Source organism: Kocuria sp. KSNUG (assembly GCF_049532735.1).
In the GTDB taxonomy this organism is placed as follows: Bacteria; Actinomycetota; Actinomycetes; order Actinomycetales; family Micrococcaceae; genus Kocuria; species Kocuria rhizophila.
In genome coordinates, this window is record NZ_CP150981.1 from 1,471,748 (window position 1) to 1,493,179 (window position 21,432).

Genomic DNA, 21,432 nt, shown 5'->3' on the forward strand with positions numbered 1-21,432 from the left:
AACCACGAGGAGTCAGTGCCAGACATGAGTGCGACCGAGAAGCAGCGCACCGCCACGGTGGAACGCGTCACGAGCGAGTCCACGGTGCGGGTGAGCCTGGACCTGGACGGCACGGGCACCTCCCGCATCGACACGAGCGTGCCGTTCTACGACCACATGCTCACCGCCCTGTCGAGGCACTCGCTCATCGACCTGGACGTCACGGCGCACGGGGACACCCACATCGACGTCCACCACACGGTCGAGGACACGGCCATCGTGCTGGGCGAGGCATTGCGGGAGGCGCTCGGGGACAAGCGCGGGATCCGCAGGTTCGGGCAGGCCACTGTTCCCCTGGACGAGGCCCTCGCCTCGGCGGTGGTGGACGTCTCCGGCCGCCCCTACGTGGTGCACACCGGAGAGCCCGAGGGACAGCAGTACCACCTGATCGGTGGCCACTTCACGGGGTCCATGACCCGTCACGTGCTGGAGTCCCTGGCCCACCACGCGCAGCTGTGCCTGCACATGGACGTGGTGCGCGGGAGGGACCCCCACCACATCGTGGAGGCACAGTTCAAGGCGCTGGCCCGTGCACTGCGCGAGGCCGTGGAGCTGGATCCGCGGATGGCCGGCACCATCCCGTCCACCAAGGGCGCCCTGTGAGCGCCGAGGTGACGGACGCGCAGGACGCGCCGAGCGTCGTCGTGCTGGACTACGGCGCGGGGAACGTGCGCTCGGCGGTCCGCGCGCTGGAGGCCGCGGGCGCGCGCGTGCGACTCAGCGCGGACCCGCGCGACGTCCTGGACGCGGACGGGCTCGTGGTGCCGGGCGTGGGCGCGTTCGAAGCGGTGATGGAGGGGCTGCGGTTGGTGGACGCCCCCCGGCTCATCGACCGGCGCGTGAGTGGCGGCCGCCCCGTGCTGGGGATCTGCGTGGGTCTGCAGGTGATGTTCGACCGCGGCGTGGAGCACGGCCGCGAGACCGCGGGCCTCGCGCAGTGGCCCGGAACCGTGGAGCGACTGGCCGCGCCCGTGGTGCCCCACATGGGCTGGAACACGGTGCGCCCGCCCGAGGACTCGGTGCTCTTCCGGGGCCTCGAGAACGAGCGCTTCTACTTCGTGCACTCCTACGGTGTGCAGGGCTGGGCGTTCGACCAGAGCATCGAGGTCATGGCTCCTCCCGCCGTGACCTGGTCCGAGCACGGCACGCCGTTCGTGGCCGCGGTGGAGAACGGACCGCTGAGTGCCACGCAGTTCCATCCCGAGAAGTCCTCGCACGCGGGGATCGCCCTGCTGCGCAACTGGCTGGCCACGCTGCCTCGCACGGGCCGGCTGGACGACCGTCTTTCCGACCCCGCAACGGAGCATGCCTCATGACCGCCTCGGTCCTCGTCCTCGTCGCCGGCGCCTTCTTCGTCGGTGGCGCCATCTCGTTCGCCCAGCAGCGCAAACCCGTGTGGTCGATCGTGCTGCTCGCCCTGGTCGCCGCCGCGCTGATCGGCTACGGCGCGTACTCGTGGTTCACGAGTCTGTGAGCACGCCCGTGCCAGGATCCGCGCACCGCACGTGACGCGGTGCGCGGCGCCGCCCCGGGCCTGACCCCGTTGCCGCCTCGGGTGCCGCATCCGAGACCCGGGCCGGCGGAAGCACCGGGGCAGGCTCCCGAACCGGCCACCCCGCGCCCCACGGCGCGGACACCATTCGACGGCGCGCCGTCCGGCGCCCACGTGAGGAGACCCATGACAGAGAACACCGACCGTCGGCTCGAGCTGCTGCCCGCCGTGGACGTGCAGGGCGGGCAGGCCGTGCGCCTGGTCCAGGGCGAGGCCGGTTCCGAGACCGGCTACGGAGATCCACTGGAGGCCGCGCGCGCCTGGCAGGAGGCCGGCGCCGAGTGGCTGCACCTCGTGGACCTGGACGCCGCATTCGGCCGAGGTGACAACATCGAGGTGCTGCGCCGTGTGGCGGAGAACCTCGACCTGAAGATCGAGATGTCCGGGGGCATCCGGGACGACGAGTCGCTCGAGCGCGTCCTGTCCCTGCGTCCCGCGCGCATCAACCTGGGCACGGCCGCGCTCGAGAACCCCCAGTGGACGCACCGCGTGATCGCGGAGCACGGTGACGTCATCGCCGTGGGACTGGACGTGCGGGGCACCACGCTCGCGGCACGTGGCTGGACCCGGGACGGCGGTGACCTCTGGGAGGTGCTGGACCGGCTCGAGGCGGACGGCTGCGCGCGCTACGTGGTCACGGACGTCACCAAGGACGGCACCCTGCGGGGCCCCAACACCGAGCTGCTCGCGGAGGTCGCGCGCCGCACCGACAAGCCCGTGGTGGCCTCGGGCGGCATCTCTTCCCTGGAGGACATCGCCGCGCTGCGCGAGCTGGTCCCCGCCGGCGTGGAGGGAGCGATTGTGGGCAAGGCGCTCTACGCGGGCAAGTTCACGCTCGCGCAGGCCCTCGACGTCGCGGGGCGCCCCGTTGCCTGACGACGCCGCCCGCCCCCTTCCCCCTCACATCGCCGCGCAGCTGCGCTCGGCCGGCGGCCCCACCGACACCGGTGGCCAGGCCTGGGAAGGGCGCAACCTGGGCGACGGCACGAGTCACACCCACCAGTTCCCGGACGACCCCGGGACCGCCGACCCCAGCGCCGCCCGCGCGCTCGCCGCGTGGCGGGACGGCCGGGCCGGGGAGCAGGACGTGGTGGCCGCACTGGCCGGAATCCGCGTGTTCGTGCCGATCGTCGCCCAGATCTCGCGCTCGCACATCACGCAGGACGGGCTGGTCTCGGACAAGGAGGCCGACATGGCGCTCGTGAGCCTGCAGGCCTCCGACGGGCGCAAGGCCCTGCCGGTGTTCACCTCCACCCAGGCGCTGAGCGCGTGGAACGGGGACGCCCGACCGGCGGCGGCGGACATCCGCCGTGCCGCGCTGTCCGCGGTGCAGGACGGCTCGTCGCTGCTCGTGGTGGATCCGGCGTCGGACCCGGCCTTCGTGGTGCGGCGCCCGGCGCTGTGGGCCGTGGCCCAGGGGAGGGAGTGGACGCCGTCGTACCGGGACTTCGCCGTGGACGACGCCGTGACCCGCGCGGCGGTGGGAATCCCCGGGATCGTCTCCGCGATCGCGGAACCGGGCCGGGGCGTTCACGCCGTGCGCGCCGACGCCGCGGTGCTGCGTGGCGGGGGAGAAGGACCGGAGCTCACGGTGTCGCTGCAGCTGAGTGCCGGCCTTCCCGAGTCCGAGGTCCGTGCAGCCGTGCAGGCGTTCCAGGAGGCCCTGGCGGCGGAGGACATCGTGGCCGAGAATGTGGACTCGGTCCAGGTGCGGCTGACGTCCTGACAGCTGCGGCCCCCGACGTGGTCGGGGGCCGCAGCGTGTGGGGATCCTGCTCAGCCGTAGACGGGTCCAGTGAACTTCTCCCCGGGGCCCGCGCCGGGGGCGTCCGGGAACGGGGACGCCTCGCGGAACGCGAGCTGCAGGGACTTGAGCCCGTCGCGCAGCGGGCCGGCGTGCTGGGAACCGATCTCCGGTGCGGCGGCGGTGACGAACCCGGCCAGGGCCGTGATGAGCTTGCGGGCCTCGTCCAGGTCCTTGAGCTCGTCGGCGTTCTCCTCCGCGGCCAGACCGCACTTCACGGCCGCCGCACTCATGAGGTGGACCGCCGCCGTGGTGATGACCTCCACGGCCGGGACCTCGGCGATGTCCCGCATCTGGTGGCTGACCTCGTCGAGGGCCTCCTGGGGCAGCTCGGCGGAGCCGGCGGCGGGGGGCTGCGCCGTGGTGCCCGCAGACGGGTTGGCGGTGAATTCGAAGCGCTCGGGGCGCAGTTGTTCGGACATGGTCTCCACTGTAGAACAGCGGGACCGGCGCGCCGACGTCAGGACAGCCTGGTGCAGGCATGCCCGGGTGCTGCGGGCCGGGGCGGTCCCGGCCAGGCGAGGGGAGCATCACACCACAGCGGACGGAGCCCGAGGGAACTGGCGCGCCAGCGTGGCGGTGCGCTACCATGGTTGGCAGTGTGCAAGCGGAGGCAACTCCCACCCGCCGCCGACCCCGGGATCTCCCGGGACCCACCAGGCGTCCGGGTTCCAGACCTGAACGGTCCCACCGTCATCGGACGGTGTCTCCGATTCGCGGTCTCCGTGTGGTGTCCAACCTCCGTTTGCGCGTGCCGCAACGGAGGTTTTGTCGTTGTGGCGGCAGTCCCGCCCACGGGGTCACCCACGAAACTCAGGAGATTGGCATTAGCGATCCACGTATCAATGACAGAATCCGTGTCCCGGAAGTCCGTCTGGTCGGACCTGGCGGCGAACAGGTCGGCATCGTGCGCGTCCAGGACGCGCTGCGGCTGGCCCGTGAATCGGATCTCGATCTGGTCGAGGTCGCCCCGAACGCCAAGCCTCCCGTCGTCAAGCTCATGGACTTCGGCAAGTACAAGTACGAAGCCGCGGTCAAGGCCCGCGAGTCACGCAAGAACCAGGCCAACACGGTTCTCAAGGAAGTGCGTTTCCGTCTGAAGATCGACACGCACGACTACGAGACCAAGGTTGGCCACGCCAAGCGCTTCCTCTCCGCGGGGGACAAGGTCAAGGCCATGATCCAGTTCCGCGGTCGTGAGCAGCAGCGCCCCGAGATGGGAGTGCGCCTGCTCGAACGGCTCGCGAACGATGTCGCCGAGGTCGGCGCGGTGGAGACCAACCCCCGCGTGGACGGTCGCAACATGGTCATGGTCATCGGCCCCCTCAAGAACAAGGCCGAAGCCCGTGCCGAGGCCCGCAAGCAGCAGCAGCGGGAGAACTCCAAGGCCGAGAACCAGCGCAAGCAGCGCGTGGACACCTCCTCGCCCGAGACGGTGACCCAGTCCATCGGGGACGCGTTCCCCGAGGAGCTGCGCAACGCGGCGTCGGCACCGGCCGAGGACCAGACGGTGGAGAGCGCCCCGCTGGCTCCGGAGGACGAGGTCAAGGCCACGGTGGCTCCGGCCACCGAGACCACGGAGACCACGGTCGACCCGACCGCTCCCGCGGTGGAGCCCGCCGAGCCGAAGGCCGCGCCCGCCAAGTCCGCAGCCAAGCCGGCGAGCAAGCCCGCAGCGGCCAAGCCTGCTGCGGCCAAGCCCGCCGCCTCCCCGGCCAAGCCGGGTGCGCCGAAGCCCGGTGCGCCCAAGCCGGGAGCGGGCAAGCCGGGTCCTGCCAAGAAGTAGCGGCACCAGGAATTGACAGCGTCGGGCGTGCGATCGCCCGGCACCAGCGTGGTCGCGGCCGCCGAGCCGCGACCCACCGGTGTGCCCCACACCGGTCGATGTAAGAAGGAGACGGCCACCATGCCGAAGATGAAGACCCACAGCGGAGCCAAGAAGCGCTTCAAGCTCACCGGCTCGGGCAAGGTCAAGCGCCAGCAGGCCAACCGCCGCCACTACCTGGAGCACAAGTCCTCCCGCCTGACCCGCCGCCTCGCGAGCGACCAGATCGTCTCCACCCCGGGTGAGGCCAAGGCCATCAAGCGGATGCTGGGCAAGTAAGCCCCTTCGCCGTCCAGTCAGAAGTTCGCCGCGAGAGCGGCGGGTAGTCATGTTCCGGTGAGCACCGGGACCAGATCGTTAGGAGTACACACGTGGCACGTGTGAAGCGGGCAGTCAACGCCCACAAGAAGCGTCGGGAAGTCCTCGAGAAGGCATCGGGCTACCGCGGTCAGCGTTCGCGCCTGTACCGCAAGGCCAAGGAGCAGATGCTCCACTCGTACACCTACTCGTACAACGACCGCCGCAAGAAGAAGGGCGACTTCCGTCGGCTGTGGATCCAGCGCATCAACGCTGCGTCCCGCGCCAACGGCCTGACCTACAACCGCTTCATCCAGGGCCTGAAGGCCGCTGAGGTCGAGGTGGACCGCCGCATGCTGGCCGAGCTGGCCGTCAGCGACGAGACCGCGTTCGCGGCCCTGGTCCAGGTGGCCAAGGAGGCCCTGCCGGAGGACACCTCCGCGCCCCGCACCGCCGCCTGAGTGCTGCTGTGACGTTCGTCGAGCGCCTGGAAGACCGGTTGCTGTCCAACCCCCGTGCTGATCGGGTGAGGGACGTGGCCGCGTTGACCAGGCGCTCGATGCGTTCCAAGCGCGGCCTGTTCCGCGCAGAGGGCCCCCAGAACGTGCGGGAGGCGGTGCGTCTGGCGCTCGACGCCGCCCGCCCACCCCACCGGGGCCCGTCGCTTCCCGCCCTGGACGCCGTGTACGTCACGCGACAGGAGCTCGAACGCCATCCGGGGATCGCCGCGGACCTCGAAGCGCTCGGGTCCCGGCGGGACGTGTTCCTCCGCATGGTCACCCCCGAGGTGCTCGGGGCCATGACCGACGCCGTGACCCCCCAGGGGATGCTCGCGGTGTGCCGCCTTCCCGAGGTCTCGGTGCTGGACGCGCTCGCGGACGCCCGGCTGGTGTGCGCGCTGGCCCGGGTGCAGGATCCCGGCAACGCCGGAACCGTGGTGCGCGCCGCCGATGCGGCCGGTGCCGGTGCCGTGGTGTTCTCCGAGGGCAGCGTGGACCCGTTCAACCCCAAGGCCGTGCGCTCCACGGCGGGTTCCCTCTTCCACCTCCCCGTGCTCACGGGGGTGGAGCTCTCATCCTTCGTGGCCTCGGCCCGGGGCCGTTCCCTGCGAGTCCTTGCGGCGGACGGCTACGCGCAGGCCACCGTGGACGAGCTCGCCGACGCCGCCCTGCTGCGTTCTGCGGGCGTCGCACCGGTGGTGGAGCACGACGTGCGGCTGGAGGATCCCACGGTCTGGCTGTTCGGCAACGAGGCGCAGGGGCTCTCGGATGACGAACGGGACCTCGCGGACCTGGCGGTGGCCGTGCCCCTGTACGGGCGGGCGGAGTCCCTCAACGTGGGCACCGCCGCGACCGTGTGCCTCTACGCCTCGGCGAGGGCGCAGCGACGGGCGGACAGCGGCGTCGTCACCGTGCGGCGCGGAACCCCGTGACCGGCGGGACCCCCCGGACGCGCGTGGTCGGGGCCGCGATCCTTGACGACGCGGCGTCGCCCACCCGCGTGCTCGCGGCCCAGCGAGCGTACCCCGAGTCCCTGCGCGGGCTGTGGGAGTTCCCCGGCGGCAAGCAGGAACCGGGGGAGGGCGCTCGCGACGCCCTGCTGCGGGAGTGCCGCGAGGAGCTCGGGGTGCACCTGGACCTGCTGTCCGAGGTGGGACCACCGGAACCCCACGGCTGGCCGCTCACCGGCTCCGCCGTGATGCGGGTGTTCACCGCCGTGCTGCGCGGTCCGAGGGACCTGCGGTCCGCGGATGCCCCTGAACCTCGGCACCCCGTGTCGCCCGAACGGGTGCTCGAGGAGCGGGTCCGCACCGGTGAGGACCACCTGGACGTCCGGTGGCTGCCACTGGACGATCCCGCCACCGTTCTGGCGCTGCCGTGGATTCCAGCGGACCTGCCGATCGTGGCCGCACTGCTGGAAACACTGCGAACGGAGCACGCGTGAACCACACGACCGCCGAGAGCCGGGACGGCACCGATCCGCGGGCGTGGCACGCGCTGTGGGCCATGGTGCTCGGCTTCTTCATGATCCTGGTGGACGCCACGATCGTGTCCACCGCGATCCCCGCCATCACCGCGGGACTGCACACCGACATCTCCGGGGTGCTGTGGGTCACGAGCGGCTACCTGCTGGCCTACGCCGTGCCGCTGCTGGTCACGGGGCGGCTCGGGGACCGGCTGGGGCCGCGGACGGTGTACCTGTGGGGGCTCGCGATCTTCACGGGGGCGTCCCTGTGGTGCGGCTTCGCGCAGGACGTCACCGCGCTGGTGGTCGCACGCGTGGTCCAGGGTCTCGGGGCGGCCCTGATGTCCCCGCAGACCATGACCGTGATCACCCGGATGTTCCCGGTGGCCACCCGCGGCACGGCCCTGGGCATCTGGGGTGCCACCGCGGGGATCGCGACCCTCGTGGGGCCGCTGCTCGGCGGGATCCTCGTGGACCTCGCGGGGTGGCGATGGATCTTCTGGGTCAACGTGCCCGTGGGGATCTTCGCCCTGTGGCGCGCCGCGGTGCACCTGCCCCGGCTGCCGGTGCGCAGCCACTCCCTGGACCTCGTGGGCGTGGTGCTCTCCGGGCTCGGGCTGTTCCTCGTGGTGTTCGGCATCCAGGAGGGGCAGAGCCACGACTGGTCCACCGTGGTGGGTCCCGTCACGATTCCCATGGTCATCGGGGCCGGAGTGCTGATCCTCGTGGCGTTCCTCGCGTGGCAGGCCGTCACCCCCGCCGAACCGCTCGTGCCCCTGCCCCTGCTCCGGCAGCGCAACTTCACCCTGGCCAACGCCGCGATGGCCGCCGTGAGCCTCACCGTGAACTCCATGATCATCCCCGCGATGCTCTACCTGCAGGTCGTGCGCGGACTGGACCCCACAGTGGCCGCACTGAGCTACGCGCCCATGTCCCTGCTCTCCGCGGTCCTCGCCCCTTTCGTGGGCCGGGCGCTGGGCCGGGTGGCACCGCGGAGCATCGCGCTGCCCGGGATGCTCATCATGGCCGCCGGGCTCGCCGCGTACGCCCTGAGCCTGCGCCCCGGGACCTCCGTGTGGCTGCTGGCCGCGCTGACGCTCGTGATCGGGCTGGGCAGCGCCATGATCTGGTCCCCGGTCTCGCTCACCGCCACCTCGGACCTCGCCCCGGACGTCGTGGGCGCGGGCTCGGGGGTGTTCAACGCCACCCGGCAGGTCTCGGCCGCCGTGGGCAGCGCCATGATGGCCGTGCTCATGCAGGCCCAGCTGGCCGCGAACCTGCCGGCCGGGGCGGCAAGCGGCGACCTCGCCACGGGAGGGTCGGGGCAGGCCCTGCCGGAGCAGCTGCAGCCGGGATTCGCCCTCGCGATGTCCCACTCGCTGCTGCTGCCGGTGGCGGTGCTCGTCCTCGGTGCCGTGGCCATCGCGTTCTTCCGCGCTCCCTGTCGCACGCACCCTGACCGAAGTGCTGACTGAACCACTGGCCCAAGCACTGCCCGAACCACTCCCGACCGGACCGGGCCTGGCCGCACGTGCTCAGACCGGCCCCGCCCGCACCCGCGGCGGTGCGCGTGGCCCCGGCGGGTCCGCGAGCGGCGTCGCCGGCTCCTGACGGGCGGACGGCGCGGGCGCATCCACTAGACTGACCGTGCCCGTTCGCCCCGGCGGCGGGCACCGCCGTGTCCCGCGGCGAGCGCGCCCCAGGGACACGGAGCACCCCGTCCGCGAGCGCAGGAACGCGAGAAACCATGTCCGAGACCACACCGTCCGCCGCGGTGGACCCCACCGACGAGGCGGCCGTCACCGCCGCCGTCGAGGACGCGCTGAGCGCGATCCGGGCCGCCGCGGATCTGCCCGAACTCAAGACCGTCCGGCTCGCCCACGCGGGCGAGAAGTCCCCCCTGGCGCTCGCCAACCGGGCCATCGGCGGACTGGACAAGGCCGCGAAGGCCACCGCCGGCAAGCTCGTGGGGCAGGCGCGCGGACGCGTGAACAAGGCGATCGCCACGCGCACCGCCGAGCTCGAGGAGGAGCGGGACGCCCGGATCCTGGTGGAGGAGGCCGTGGACGTCACAGCGGCCACGCGGCGTCGTCGGATGGGCGGGCGCCACCCGCTGAACACCCTGATGGAGCAGATCGGGGACATCTTCGTGGGCATGGGCTGGGAGGTCGCGGAGGGCCCCGAGCTCGAGCACGAGTGGTTCAACTTCGACTCCCTCAACTTCCAGCCGGACCACCCGGCACGTCAGCTGCAGGACACGTTCTTCGTGGACCCGCCGTCCTCGCACCTGGTGCTGCGCACCCACACCTCGCCCGTGCAGATGCGCTCGCTGCTGGAGCGCGAGCTGCCCGTGTACGTGGTGTGCCCCGGCAAGACGTACCGCACGGACGAGCTGGACGCCACGCACACCCCCGTGTTCCACCAGGTGGAGGGCATTGCGGTGGACGAGGGGCTGTCCATGGCGGACCTCAAGGGCACGCTCACGCACTTCGCGCGCACCATGTTCGGGCCGGAGGCCGCCATCCGGCTGCGCCCCAACTACTTCCCGTTCACCGAACCCTCTGCCGAACTGGACGTGTGGCATCCCACGGCCAAGGGCGGGCCGCGGTGGATCGAGTGGGGCGGCTGCGGCATGATGCACCCCAACGTCCTGCGGGCCGCGGGCATCGACCCCGAGCGCTACTCAGGCTTCGCGTTCGGCATGGGCATCGAGCGGACCCTGATGTTCCGCAACAACGTCCCGGACATGCACGACATGGTCGAGGGCGACGTCCGTTTCAGCGAGCACTTCGGGATGGAGATCTAGAGCATGCGTATTCCCCTGTCATGGCTGCGCGAGTACGCGCCCGTCCCCGAGGACGCCACCGCCGAGGACGTCCTGGCCACCCTGGTGAAGGTCGGCCTGGAGGAGGAGGACGTCCACCGCCCCACGGACTCGCTGTCCGGGCCGATCGTGGTGGGCCAGGTGCTCACCATGGAGCCGGAGACCCACTCCAACGGCAAGACCGTGAACTGGTGCACCGTGCGCGTGGTCCCCGAGGGCCAGGAGCAGACGCTCACCGGAAAGGGCATCGAGGCCTCCGGGGTGCAGGGCATCATCTGCGGGGCCCACAACTTCTCGGTCGGGGACAAGGTGGTCGTCACCCTGCCCGGTGCCGTGCTGCCCGGTGACTTCCGGATCTCCGCGCGCAAGACCTACGGCCACACCTCCGCGGGCATGATCGCCTCCGTGCGCGAGCTCGGCATCGGGGAGGACCACGACGGCATCCTGGTGCTGTCCCGGCTCGGGCTGGACCCCGAGATCGGCTCCGACGCCATGGAGCTGCTGGGCCTCTACGACTCCGCCGCCGAGGTCAACGTGACCCCGGACCGGGGCTATGCCTTCTCCCTGCGCGGTATCGCCCGCGAGTACTGCAACGCCGTGCGCGCACCGTTCACGGATCCCGTGGCCCAGCTGGCACCGTCCGTGCCCGCCCCCACGCAGGACGGCTTCCCGGTCACGATCGACGACGCCGCCCCCATCCACGGCCGCGCCGGTTCCAACCGCTTCGCGGTGCGCGTGGTGGAGGACGTGGACGCCTCCCGGCCCACCCCGCCGTGGCTGGCATCCCGGCTGCGCCTGGCGGGCATCCGCTCGGTGAGCCTGCCCGTGGACATCTCCAACTACGTGATGCTCGAGTACGGCCAGCCCATCCACACCTACGATGCGGACACCCTGCAGGGCGGAATCACCGTGCGACGGGCCGCCGCGGGGGAGACGCTGACCACGCTGGACGGCAAGGACCGCACGCTGGACACCGAGGACCTCGTGATCGCGGACGAGTCCGGTGCCATCGGCCTCGCGGGCGTGATGGGCGGAGCCGCCACGGAGGTGAGCGGGTCCACCACCCGGATCCTCGTGGAGGCCGCCCGCTTCGACGAGGCCTCGATCGCCCGCACCGCTCGCCGGCACAAGCTGCCCTCGGAGGCGTCCAAGCGCTACGAGCGCGGCGTGGACCCCGAGCTCGCACCGGTCGCCGCGCAGCGCGTGGTGGACCTGCTGGTCGAGCTGGCCGGCGGGGCGGACACCGGTCGCGTCACGGACGTGGACCACACGCAGGCACCCACCCCGATCGACCTGGCGGCCGGCTACCCCACGGCGCGCGTGGGTGTGGACTACTCCCCGGAGGTCGTGGAGCGCACGCTTACGGCGATCGGCGCGGACGTCACCGAGACGGGCGACGGCTGGATCGTGACCCCGCCGTCCTGGCGCCCCGACCTCACGGGCGAGGACGACCTCGTCGAGGAGATCGCCCGACTGGACGGCTACGACAAGATCCCGAACCGGCTCCCCGTGGCCCCTCCCGGCCGCGGATTCACGCGCTCGCAGGCCGCACGACGCCGCGTGGCCACCACCCTTGCGGCAGCGGGCCTCACCGAGGTGCTCAGCTACCCGTTCGTGGCGCAGGCGGACAACGACCGCTGGGGCAGCCCCGAGGGCGCGCGTGTGCCCTCGATCAGGTTGGCGAACCCCATCAGCGAGGCGCAGCCCCTGCTGCGGGTCAGCATCCTGCCCGGTCTGCTGGAGGTGCTCAAGCGCAACCACTCCCGCGGGTTCCGTGACCTCGCGCTGTACGAGATCGGCCACGTCTTTCTCGCCGAGGGGTACACCCCGGACACGCAGCCGGTGCCGCCCCTGGGCGTGCGCCCCATGGACCCGGATCTGGACCGCCTCCACGCCGCCGTGCCGGACCAGCCGCGCAAGCTCGCCGCGGTGCTGGCGGGTCACGACGCCGCCGCGGGCCCGTGGGTCACGCCGCGCGCCTACGACTGGCAGGACGCACTCGACGTCGCCGAGCTCGCCGCGCGCAGCGCCGGTGTCGAGCTGGAGGTGGCCCAGGGCCGTCACGCCGCGTTCCACCCCGGCCGCACGGCCGAGCTGCGCACACCGGACGGCGCCGTGATCGGCGTGGCCGGCGAGCTGCACCCCAAGCTCGTGGCGGCCGAGGGCCTGCCGGAGCGCACGTGCGCCATGGAGCTGGACCTCTCCGCCCTGCTCGAGCGGGAAGCACCCGCCGTGGTGGCGCAGCCGATCTCGGGCTACCCCGCCGCCACGCAGGACGTCGCCCTCGTGGTGGACGGCTCCGTGACGGCCGCGCAGCTGCTGGAGACGGTGCGCCGTGGTGCCGGTGAGCTGCTGGAGTCCGCGGACGTCTTCGACGTGTACGCGGGCACGGGCATTCCGGAGGGGAAGAAGTCCGTGGCCATCGCGCTGAGGTTCCGGGCCCCGGACCGGACCCTCACCGCGGACGAGGCCTCGCAGGCTCGCGAGGCCGCCGTCACGGCCGCCCGTGACGCCCACGGCGCCGAGATCCGCAGCTAGCACACCCACCCCCAGCACAAGGAGCGTCGTGTCCCCCGATTCACGCGAACTCATCGACTTCCACGAGCAGCAGGATGACCACGCCCCGAGGTCCCGGGGCTGGCTCGTCGTGAGCATGGCGCTCGTGGGTGCGGTGCTCACGGTGGTGCTGGGGGTGCTGTGCGCACTGTCCTTCGAGAAGGCCTCGCGCCTGGAGGACGTGGCGGGGGAGACCATGGTGGTGTCCGGGACGTACCAGACCCTCACCAAGGACCTGGACACGCAGGACTACAACGGGATCTACTCGGGCACCATGCCCGCGAACGACCTCGTGGTGCAGCACCCGTTCGACAACCGGCTCAACGATCCGCAGCAGAAGGCGGAGGGGGACCAGATCACATTCCGGGGCACCCAGACCGGGGTTCAGGACGCGGACTTCCCCCGGGACGTCGACGCCCTGCTCGCCGTGCGCGACGGCAACCTTACTGTCGTGGAGACGGACGTCCCCGGAACCTACGGCACGGAGGGGGTGACCGAGTCCACTGTCACCACTCAGCGGGTCAAGGCCACCGCGTGGGGTGCGAGCGCTCTGCTGTGCGCCCTGCTGACCGTGTGGGGCGTGCGTCGCACCCACCGCGGGGTGCGTGTGGGCGTGTGAGTCGCGGTTCTGCGGACCGCGCTCAGGGCACGAGCAGCAGCTTGCCCTGCGTGGTGCGGGACTCGAGATCCCGGTGCGCCGCGGCGGCGTCGGCCAACGGGTGGGTCCCGCCCACCCGCACGGTGAGGTCGCCGCTGCCCACCGCGTCGGTGAGCTCGGACCACCGCCAGGCGCGCTCCTGCGCGTCCCGAAGGTAGTGGGCAAGCGACGGCCTCGTCACGTAGAGACCTCCCGCGCCGTTGAGCCGCTGCAGGTCGAACGGGGGCACCTGGCCCGAGGCTCCGCCGAAGAGCACCACGGTGCCGCGCACGCGGGTGGCGCGCAGGGACTCGTCAAAGGTGCTGCGCCCCACGGAGTCGTAGACCACGTCCGCGCCTGCTCCGTCGGTGAGCTCCCGGACCCGCTCCGCGAATCCCTCGTAGCCGAGCACGTGATCCGCGCCCAGCCCACGCGCCGTCTCCTCCTTCTCCGGCGTGGAGGTCAGGGCGATCACGGTGGCCCCCACGCGCTTCATGAGCTGGATCGCCAGCCCGCCCACGCCGCCGGAGGCCGCCGTGAGCACGGCGGTGTCCCCGCGGCCCAGCCGGACCGTGGAACGCACCAGGTAGTGGGCGGTGAGGCCCTGCAGGGGGAGGGCCGCGGCGGTCTCTGAACCCATGTCCTCGGGGACGGGGAGGACCGTGTCCGCGGAGACCACGAAGTGCTCTGCGTACGTGGCGCGGGCCTCGGCGGTGGCGATCCGCTGCCCCACGGAGACCTCCGTGACCTCCGCTCCCACGGCCGTGACCACACCGCACCCCTCGGCCCCGGGCGTGAACGGAAAGGACACGGGGTAGACCCCGCAGCGCTGGTAGGTCTCGATGAAGTTCACCCCTGCGGCCTCGGTGCGCACGAGCACCTCGCGTGGGCCCGGAGTGGGCACGGGCAGCTCGTCGAGCCGGAGGACCTCGGGGTCCCCGGCCTGTCGGGCAACGATGGCCTGCATGGTGGTGGTCATGGTGCGGTCTCCTTCGTGGGGCACGTCAGACGGTGCACGGCAGCTCGCTGCTGGGCGACGGCGTGCGGGCGGGGCGGGGGCGGCCCCGACCGGGCGGTGTCTCTCCGGCCAGTCTCACCCGCCCCCGTGCACGGGGCAACCCCGGCGGAGCGGCGGGTGGTCGGACAGGCCCTGGTGAATAAGTATTGAATAGAGTGCATAGAAATACGCTATGCTGACTGCATGACCTACACCGCAGCAGTTTCGGGCGCCACCGGCTACGCGGGCGGAGAGGTGCTCCGTCTGCTGTGCGGGCACCCGGAGATCGAGATCACCACCGTCACCGCCCACTCCTCGGCCGGACGCCGCCTGGGGGAGCTGCAGCCGCACCTGCACGAGCTCGCGGACCGGGAGGTCCTGGAGACCACCGCGGAGAACCTCGCGGGGCACGACGTCGTGTTCCTGGCCCTGCCGCACGGCCAGTCCGCCGCGTTGGCCGCGCAGCTGCCCCCGGAGACCGTGGTGGTGGACGCCGGCGCGGACCACCGGCTCGCGTCCGCCGAGGCGTGGCAGCAGTTCTACGGCACGGAGCACGCGGGCACGTGGCCGTACGGTCTGCCCGAGCTGATCGTGGATCCGAGCGGACGCACGCAGCGGGACCGTCTGCACGGGGCGGCACGCATCGCCGTGCCGGGGTGCTACCCCACAGGTTCGCTGCTCGCGCTGGCACCGGCGCTCGCGGTCGGCGTCGTGGAACCCGCGGACCTCGTGGTCGTCGCCGCGTCGGGCACCTCGGGGGCGGGCAAGTCCGTGAAGCCTCACCTGCTGGGCGCGGAGACCATGGGGTCCATGTCCCCCTACGGTGTGGGCGGAGGGCACCGGCACACGCCCGAGATCGAGCAGGGCCTGGGGTGGGCCGGGGGCACGGAGGTCTCCCTGTCCTTCACCCCCACCCTGGCTCCCATGCCCCGGGGAATCCTCACCACGGCCACCGCCGTGCTGCGTCCCGGCGTGGACGAGGCCCGGGTGCGGGAGGTCTACCGGGCGGCCTACGCGCACGAGCCGTTCGTCCACCTGCTGCCGGAGGGCCAGTGGCCGACCACCCAGTCCGTGCTGGGGTCCAACCACGCGGCCCTGCAGCTCGCGGTGGATCCGCACGCGGGGCGCCTCGTGGTGACCTCCGTGATCGACAACCTCACCAAGGGCACCGCCGGGGGAGCGGTTCAGTCCGTGAACCTGGCCCTCGGCCTGTCCGAGACCACGGGCCTCACCGCTCAGGGGATGGCCCCGTGACCGGTTCCGCCGCAGCCCACCCCTCCGACCGCACAGGAGCAGAGACACCCATGACGTCCCACGACCCCGTTCCCGAGATCCCCGTGACCACGGAGTCCGGCGTGTGCACCGCCGCGGGCTTCACCGCCTCCGGCGTCGAGGCCGGCTTCAAGGCCTCCGGCGGTCCCGACCTGGCGCTCGTGGTCAACACCGGGCCCGAGTTCGCCGCCGCCGCCCAGTTCACCTCCAACCGCGTGGCCGCGGCCCCCGTGCACTGGTCCCGCGAGGTGGTGCGCGCAGGATCGGTGCGTGCCGTGGTCCTGAACTCCGGCGGCGCGAACGCGTGCACGGGCCCCGAGGGCTTCCAGAACACGCACACTACGGCGGAGCTCGTGGCCGGGGAGCTGGGCATCGGCGCGGGGGACGTGGTGGTGTGCTCCACCGGGCTGATCGGGGAGCAGCTGCCCATGGACGTGGTGCGCCGCGGGGTCCCCGAGGTGGTGCGCGCGCTCGCGGCCGGGCAGGACGCCGGGCGGCGGGCCGCGGAGGCCATCATGACCACGGACTCCGTCCCCAAGCAGGCCAGCGTCTCCGGCCCCGGGTGGACCGTGGGCGGCATGGCCAAGGGCGCGGGAATGCTCGCCCCGGGACTTGCCACCATGCTCGTGGTGCTCACCACGGACGCCGTCATGGCCGCGGACGCGCTGGACGCCGCCCTGCGGGAGGCCTGCCGCGTGACGTTCAACCGCACGGACTCGGACGGCTGCATGTCCACCAACGACACCGTGGTGCTGATGTCCTCCGGGGCGTCGGGCACGGCCGCGGAGCAGGGGGAGTTCACCCGGGCCCTGACCGCGGTGTGCCACAGCCTCGCGCAGCAGCTCATCACGGACGCGGAGGGCGCGTCCCACGACATCGCGATCACCACGGTGGGCGCGGCCACCGAGACGGAGGCCGAGGACGTCTCCCGCACGGTGGCGCGCTCCAACCTGCTCAAGACCGCGGTGTTCGGCAACGACCCCAACTGGGGTCGGGTGCTCTCCGCGGTGGGCACCACGCAGGCACAGTTCGACCCCGACCGGATCGACGTCACCATCAACGGTGTCACCGTCTGCCGCAACGGCGGCATCGGCGATCCCCGCGAGGGTGTGGACCTCGCGGCGTCGCGCGCGGTGGACATCGAGATCGACCTGAAGACCGGGGACGCCCGAGCCACCGTGTGGACCAACGACCTCACCCACGACTACGTCGAGGAGAACAGCGCCTACTCCAGCTAGGCCGACCACCATGTCACGACTCAGCGACAGCACCCGGTACGACACCGCCCGCTCCAAGGCGGAGACCCTCATGGAGGCCCTGCCCTGGATCCAGCGCTACGCGGGATCCACCATGGTCTTCAAGTACGGCGGCAACGCCATGGTCGACGACCAGCTGCGCCGCGCGTTCGCGGAGGACATCGTCTTCCTGCGCCACGTGGGCATCCGCCCCGTGGTGGTCCACGGCGGCGGCCCGCAGATCAGCACCATGCTGGAGTCCCTGAACATCCACTCGGAGTTCAAGGACGGGCTGCGGGTCACCACGGAGGAGGCCGTCAACGTGATCCGCATGGTCCTCACGGGCCAGGTGGGCCGCGAGCTCGTGGGCCTGATCAACGCCCACGGCCCGTACGCGGTGGGCATGTCCGGGGAGGACGCCGGGCTGCTGCAGGCCCGCCGCGTCCGCACCGGTTCCGACGGCGCCCCGGTGGACCTCGGTCTCGTGGGCACCGTCACGCGGGTCAACACCGTGGCGGTCGAGCAGCTGCTGGACATCGGCAAGATCCCGGTGATCGCCTCGATCGCCCCCGAGCTCGCGGAGCCGGAGGATGACGCCGCCGGGCTCGGTGCGCTCACCGGCCAGGTTCTCAACGTCAACGCCGACACCGCCGCGGCGGAGGTTGCCGTGGCCCTGGGTGCGGAGAAGTTCGTGGCGCTCACGGACGTCGAGGGGCTCTACGCGGACTGGCCGGACCGCTCGTCGCTGATCTCCTCGCTCACGGCCCCCGAGCTGCGGGAGATGCTGCCCTCCCTGGAGTCCGGGATGATCCCCAAGATGCGTGCGGCCCTGCGCGCGGTGGACGGCGGGGTACCACGGGCGAGCATCGTGGACGGGCGCTCCGAGCACTCCTCGCTGCTGGAGATCTTCACGGACACGGGCATCGGCACCGAGGTCACACCGGACGAGGAGGGCATCGCATGAGTCGGACCACGGAACTGCTGGACGGGTACCGGGACAACCTGCTGGGGGTGTTCGGGGATCCAGCGCTCGTGCTCGTGGAGGGGCAGGGGTGCCGCGTCACGGACGCCGACGGCCGCCGCTACCTGGACCTGCTCGCGGGCATCGCCGTCAACTCCCTGGGCCACGCGCATCCGGCGTGGGTGCGGGCCGTCGCGGAGCAGGCGGGTCGGCTGGCGCATGTGTCCAACCTGTTCACGACCCCGGAGGTCGTCGAGCTGGCCCGGGAGCTCCTGGAGGTCACCGACGCCCCGTCGGGATCCCACGTGTTCTTCGCGAACTCCGGCTCCGAGGCGAACGAGGCCGCGTTCAAGCTCGCGCGCCGGCACGGCCGGGAGCACCCGGATGCCCAGGGGCGCCCGCGGACGCGCGTGCTCGCGCTTGAGCACGCGTTCCACGGGCGGACCATGGGATCGCTCGCGCTCACGGCCAAGGAGGCCTACCGCGCACCCTTCGAGCCGCTGCCCGGCGGGGTGAGCCATGTCCCGGCCACGGTCGAGGCACTCGCGGCCGAGCTGGACGACACGGTGGCCGCGCTGATCGTGGAGCCGGTGCAGGGCGAGGCCGGCGTCCGGGGTCTCCCGGAGGGCTACCTGGCGCGGGCGCGGGAACTCACCCGGGAGCACGGCGCACTGCTGATCGTGGACGAGGTGCAGTCCGGGATCGGACGCACCGGCGACTGGCTCGCGAGCACGGCCCAGCTGCCCGGGGGCGAGTTCCCGGACGCCGTGACGCTCGCCAAGGGACTGGGTGGAGGCTTCCCCATCGGGGCCCTGCTCACGGCGGGCCCCGAGGTGTCCGGGCTGCTCGGTGCCGGCCAGCACGGGACCACGTTCGGCGGCAACCCGTTGGCGGCTGCGGCCGCACTCGCCACTGTCAGGACCATCCGTGACGAGGGCCTGCTCGAGAACGCCCGCGCGGTGGGGGAGCACCTCGCCGCCCGGCTGCGGGACGTCCCCGGCGTGACGGTCGTGCGCGGACACGGGCTGCTCGTGGGATTGGACCTCGTCCAGGGAGCTCCCGACGACGCCGTGGCCCCGCGTCTCGTGGCCGCGGCGCGGGACGCGGGGTTCCTCGTCAACGCGACCGGACCGGCCACGGTGCGCCTGGCGCCGCCGCTGATCGTGACCCGGCAGGAGGTGGACACGTTCGTGTCCGCGCTGCCCGATCTGCTGCGCACCGTCAGCTCCACCTGAGAGCCTGCCCCTGAGAGAAATCCCTGCATCCCCGCGCCCGAGACGGCGCGTCCGAGATCCCGGTCCCGCCGGGCCCCGCGAACCGAAGGAGAACCCCGCGTGCTGCGCCACTTCCTGGTCGACACCGATCTGAGCCCCGAGGAGCAGTCCGAGGTGCTGGACCTCGCCGCCGCCCTCAAGGCGGACCGCTTCTCGCGGCGTCCGCTCGCCGGCCCGCAGACGGTGGGGGTGATCTTCGACAAGACCTCCACGCGCACCCGGGTCTCGTTCGCCGCCGGGGTGAGCGACCTCGGCGGGAACCCCCTCGTCATCAACCCGGGGGAGTCCCAGCTGGGGCACAAGGAGAGCGTGGCGGACAGCGCCCGCGTGCTCTCCCGCATGCTCTCGGCGATCGTGTGGCGCACGTACGCGCAGTCCGGGCTGGAGGAGATGGCCGAGCACAGCAGCGTGCCCGTGGTCAACGCCCTCACGGACGACTACCACCCGTGCCAGATCCTCGCGGACCTGCTCACCCTCCGGGAGCACTTCGGGGACGTGGCCGGGCGCACCCTGGTGTACCTGGGTGACGCCTCGAACAACATGGCCAACTCCTACCTGCTGGGCTGCGCCACCGCCGGAATGCACGTGCGGATCGCGGGCCCGGAGGGGTTCCTGCCGCGGGAGGACGTGGTGGACGCGGCGCGCGAGCGGGCCGCGCAGACGGGCGGATCGGTGCTCGTCACCACCGACGCGGGCGAGGCGCTCGCGGGCGCGGACGCCGTCGTGACCGACACGTGGGTGTCCATGGGGCAGGAGAGCGAGAAGGCCGAGCGCTGCGAGATCTTCCGGCCGTACTCCGTGACCACCGAGGCCATGGCGCTCGCCGCGGAGCACGCGGTGTTCCTGCACTGCCTGCCCGCCTACCGCGGGCTGGAGGTCGCCGCCGAGGTCATCGACGGGTCGGCGTCCCTCGTGTGGGAGGAGGCCGAAAACCGGCTGCACGTCCAGAAAGCGCTGCTGACGTTCCTGCTGGACTCCTCGGGACTGTCCGCGGACCTGCCGGCGGCCCTGCGACGGGAGGAGACGCGATGAGCATCCCCACCACCAAGACCGCCCGGCAGGCCCGGATCCTGGACCTCGTGACGGGCGGGGACGTCCACTCGCAGGCGGAGCTCGCGGAGCTGCTGGCCGCGGACGGCATCCAGGTCACCCAGGCCACCCTGTCGCGGGACCTCGTGGAGCTGGAGGCCGTCCGGGTGCGCTCTCCGCGGGGCGGGATGGTCTACGCGGTGCCCATGGCGGGGGCGGACCGCTCCCCGGCGAGCGGCATCACGCGCGAGAGCACTGAGGCCAAGCTCGGGGCACTGTGCCGCGAGCTGCTGGTCACGGCGGAGGGCAGCGCCAACCTGGTGATCCTGCGCACCCCGCCCGGAGCCGCGCAGTACTTCGCGTCCGCGATCGACCACTCGGTCACCCCCGAGATCCTGGGCACGATCGCCGGGGACGACACCATCATGGTGGTCAGCCGGGACCCGCAGGGCGGCGAGCAGCTCGCGCAGCGGTTCCTGGACCTCGCCCGCTGAGCGCTCCCCCGGCAGGCGCACCGCCGCCGACGCCGCCCGCAGTGCCCACTTCTCGTCTCGCCTCCCGGCGTGGCACCCGTTGCCCCGGGCCCCGTGCCGTCGTTGCGGCGCAGGCCCCGGAGCCGTCGGAGCGGCTCAGGACTCGCGCGTCTCGTAGCTCTCGAGCAGCGGCAGCAGGTGCTCCTGGCCGAAGACCCGTGCGACGTCCTGAGCGTGCTGGTGCCCGGTGGCCTGGCCCGCCCCGGCCTCGAGCAGCGCCCGGGCGATCGGCTCGTTGCCGCGGAACACGGCGCAGACCAGGGCGGTGAAGCCCATGTCGCTCACGCGCTCGGTGTCCGCACCCTTCTCCAGCAGCATCCGCACCGTGTCCTCCCGCTCGAGGTAGGCGGCGAGGTTGAGCAGGGTGTCACCCTTGTCGTTGGTGAGGTTCACCGGAACGCCGGCCTCCACGGCGGTGCGCAGCAGCTGTGTGTCGCCGTTGCGGGCGGCGTCGAACAGGGAGGCCACGTAGGCGAGCTCCTCGTCCGTGAACTGGGGGGTCTGAGCGGCGCTCTGCTGATCGGTCACGGGGCATCCTCCGACACTGAGCGGCCCACTGGCTGGCGGGCCTGGTGCTGATGTTCACTGCTACCGCTCCGTGGCACCCCGGGGGAGGGGTCACGGTGCGGCGC

The 21,432-nt window shown here is 72.2% G+C and carries 23 protein-coding genes; 20 read left to right on the plus strand and 3 right to left on the minus strand.

Annotated elements, in window-relative coordinates; translation table 11 throughout:
- Positions 1 to 24: 24 nt before the first annotated feature.
- The 5 genes from hisB to AABM36_RS06385 all read left to right on the plus strand — a co-directional run bounded on the left by hisB (position 25) and on the right by AABM36_RS06385 (position 3,317).
- On the plus strand, positions 25 to 642 hold the full coding sequence (hisB, locus tag AABM36_RS06365; RefSeq protein ID WP_019310916.1) for an imidazoleglycerol-phosphate dehydratase HisB: 618 nt from the start codon (positions 25 to 27) through the stop codon (positions 640 to 642).
- The gene (gene hisH / locus AABM36_RS06370; protein WP_039101306.1) at positions 639 to 1,355 is read left to right on the plus strand and encodes an imidazole glycerol phosphate synthase subunit HisH; all 717 of its coding nucleotides are present in this window, start codon (positions 639 to 641) and stop codon (positions 1,353 to 1,355) included. The genes hisB and hisH overlap by 4 nt, the downstream gene beginning before the upstream one ends.
- Complete coding sequence (locus tag AABM36_RS06375; RefSeq protein ID WP_164481643.1) at positions 1,352 to 1,513, plus strand: hypothetical protein; 162 nt, start codon at positions 1,352 to 1,354, stop codon at positions 1,511 to 1,513. The genes hisH and AABM36_RS06375 overlap by 4 nt, the downstream gene beginning before the upstream one ends.
- Positions 1,514 to 1,717: 204 nt before the next feature.
- Positions 1,718 to 2,467: a bifunctional 1-(5-phosphoribosyl)-5-((5-phosphoribosylamino)methylideneamino)imidazole-4-carboxamide isomerase/phosphoribosylanthranilate isomerase PriA gene (priA, locus tag AABM36_RS06380; protein ID WP_039101305.1), complete on the plus strand. Its 750-nt coding sequence runs from the start codon at positions 1,718 to 1,720 to the stop codon at positions 2,465 to 2,467.
- Complete coding sequence (locus AABM36_RS06385; protein ID WP_423445299.1) at positions 2,460 to 3,317, plus strand: SseB family protein; 858 nt, start codon at positions 2,460 to 2,462, stop codon at positions 3,315 to 3,317. Before priA ends, AABM36_RS06385 begins: the two co-directional genes overlap by 8 nt.
- Positions 3,318 to 3,367: 50 nt before the next feature.
- On the opposite strand, the gene AABM36_RS06390 is transcribed toward AABM36_RS06385, so the two are convergent.
- Positions 3,368 to 3,817: a DUF1844 domain-containing protein gene (locus tag AABM36_RS06390; RefSeq protein WP_039101303.1), complete on the minus strand. Its 450-nt coding sequence runs from the start codon at positions 3,815 to 3,817 to the stop codon at positions 3,368 to 3,370.
- 329 nt (positions 3,818 to 4,146) lie between these two features.
- Here AABM36_RS06390 and infC point away from each other — a divergent pair, with 329 nt between their 5' ends.
- The 9 genes from infC to AABM36_RS06435 all read left to right on the plus strand — a co-directional run bounded on the left by infC (position 4,147) and on the right by AABM36_RS06435 (position 13,481).
- On the plus strand, positions 4,147 to 5,181 hold the full coding sequence (gene infC / locus AABM36_RS06395) for a translation initiation factor IF-3 (protein ID WP_423445301.1): 1,035 nt from the start codon (positions 4,147 to 4,149) through the stop codon (positions 5,179 to 5,181).
- A gap of 120 nt (positions 5,182 to 5,301) precedes the next feature.
- Positions 5,302 to 5,499 (plus strand): 50S ribosomal protein L35, encoded by a 198-nt coding sequence (gene rpmI, locus AABM36_RS06400; RefSeq protein WP_016998296.1) that lies wholly within the window; start codon positions 5,302 to 5,304, stop codon positions 5,497 to 5,499.
- Positions 5,500 to 5,591: 92 nt separating this feature from the next.
- The gene (gene rplT / locus AABM36_RS06405) at positions 5,592 to 5,978 is read left to right on the plus strand and encodes a 50S ribosomal protein L20 (protein WP_039101302.1); all 387 of its coding nucleotides are present in this window, start codon (positions 5,592 to 5,594) and stop codon (positions 5,976 to 5,978) included.
- A gap of 8 nt (positions 5,979 to 5,986) precedes the next feature.
- Positions 5,987 to 6,949, plus strand: coding sequence for a TrmH family RNA methyltransferase (locus AABM36_RS06410; RefSeq protein WP_039101301.1), 963 nt, complete (start codon positions 5,987 to 5,989; stop codon positions 6,947 to 6,949).
- Positions 6,946 to 7,461, plus strand: coding sequence for a (deoxy)nucleoside triphosphate pyrophosphohydrolase (locus tag AABM36_RS06415; RefSeq protein WP_039101300.1), 516 nt, complete (start codon positions 6,946 to 6,948; stop codon positions 7,459 to 7,461). The genes AABM36_RS06410 and AABM36_RS06415 overlap by 4 nt, the downstream gene beginning before the upstream one ends.
- Positions 7,458 to 8,957 (plus strand): DHA2 family efflux MFS transporter permease subunit, encoded by a 1,500-nt coding sequence (locus AABM36_RS06420; RefSeq protein WP_423445305.1) that lies wholly within the window; start codon positions 7,458 to 7,460, stop codon positions 8,955 to 8,957. The genes AABM36_RS06415 and AABM36_RS06420 overlap by 4 nt, the downstream gene beginning before the upstream one ends.
- Before the next feature lie 272 nt (positions 8,958 to 9,229).
- Complete coding sequence (gene pheS / locus AABM36_RS06425) at positions 9,230 to 10,288, plus strand: phenylalanine--tRNA ligase subunit alpha (RefSeq protein ID WP_019310927.1); 1,059 nt, start codon at positions 9,230 to 9,232, stop codon at positions 10,286 to 10,288.
- A gap of 3 nt (positions 10,289 to 10,291) precedes the next feature.
- The gene (gene pheT / locus AABM36_RS06430; protein WP_102613853.1) at positions 10,292 to 12,844 is read left to right on the plus strand and encodes a phenylalanine--tRNA ligase subunit beta; all 2,553 of its coding nucleotides are present in this window, start codon (positions 10,292 to 10,294) and stop codon (positions 12,842 to 12,844) included.
- A gap of 28 nt (positions 12,845 to 12,872) precedes the next feature.
- Entirely contained in the window at positions 12,873 to 13,481 is a 609-nt protein-coding gene (locus AABM36_RS06435) for a hypothetical protein (RefSeq protein WP_019310929.1), read from the plus strand.
- A gap of 22 nt (positions 13,482 to 13,503) precedes the next feature.
- Here the strand turns inward: AABM36_RS06435 and AABM36_RS06440 are convergent, their stop codons facing one another.
- The gene (locus AABM36_RS06440; protein WP_423445308.1) at positions 13,504 to 14,478 is read right to left on the minus strand and encodes a quinone oxidoreductase family protein; all 975 of its coding nucleotides are present in this window, start codon (positions 14,476 to 14,478) and stop codon (positions 13,504 to 13,506) included.
- A gap of 222 nt (positions 14,479 to 14,700) precedes the next feature.
- Between AABM36_RS06440 and argC the strand changes: the two genes are divergently transcribed.
- From argC to AABM36_RS06470, 6 genes are all read left to right on the plus strand, one after another.
- Positions 14,701 to 15,750 (plus strand): N-acetyl-gamma-glutamyl-phosphate reductase, encoded by a 1,050-nt coding sequence (gene argC / locus AABM36_RS06445; RefSeq protein ID WP_019310931.1) that lies wholly within the window; start codon positions 14,701 to 14,703, stop codon positions 15,748 to 15,750.
- A gap of 50 nt (positions 15,751 to 15,800) precedes the next feature.
- Entirely contained in the window at positions 15,801 to 17,006 is a 1,206-nt protein-coding gene (gene argJ, locus AABM36_RS06450) for a bifunctional glutamate N-acetyltransferase/amino-acid acetyltransferase ArgJ (protein ID WP_019310932.1), read from the plus strand.
- Positions 17,007 to 17,016: 10 nt separating this feature from the next.
- Positions 17,017 to 17,967 carry an acetylglutamate kinase gene (argB, locus tag AABM36_RS06455; RefSeq protein WP_019310933.1) on the plus strand — a complete coding sequence of 317 codons (951 nt, stop codon included), beginning with the start codon at positions 17,017 to 17,019 and terminating at the stop codon, positions 17,965 to 17,967.
- Entirely contained in the window at positions 17,964 to 19,199 is a 1,236-nt protein-coding gene (locus AABM36_RS06460) for an acetylornithine transaminase (RefSeq protein WP_019310934.1), read from the plus strand. The genes argB and AABM36_RS06460 overlap by 4 nt, the downstream gene beginning before the upstream one ends.
- Before the next feature lie 99 nt (positions 19,200 to 19,298).
- On the plus strand, positions 19,299 to 20,270 hold the full coding sequence (argF, locus tag AABM36_RS06465; RefSeq protein WP_019310935.1) for an ornithine carbamoyltransferase: 972 nt from the start codon (positions 19,299 to 19,301) through the stop codon (positions 20,268 to 20,270).
- Entirely contained in the window at positions 20,267 to 20,761 is a 495-nt protein-coding gene (locus AABM36_RS06470; RefSeq protein WP_019310936.1) for an arginine repressor, read from the plus strand. The genes argF and AABM36_RS06470 overlap by 4 nt, the downstream gene beginning before the upstream one ends.
- 135 nt (positions 20,762 to 20,896) lie before the next feature.
- Here the strand turns inward: AABM36_RS06470 and AABM36_RS06475 are convergent, their stop codons facing one another.
- Positions 20,897 to 21,328 carry an ankyrin repeat domain-containing protein gene (locus AABM36_RS06475; RefSeq protein ID WP_019310937.1) on the minus strand — a complete coding sequence of 144 codons (432 nt, stop codon included), beginning with the start codon at positions 21,326 to 21,328 and terminating at the stop codon, positions 20,897 to 20,899.
- Positions 21,329 to 21,432 lie beyond the last annotated feature (104 nt).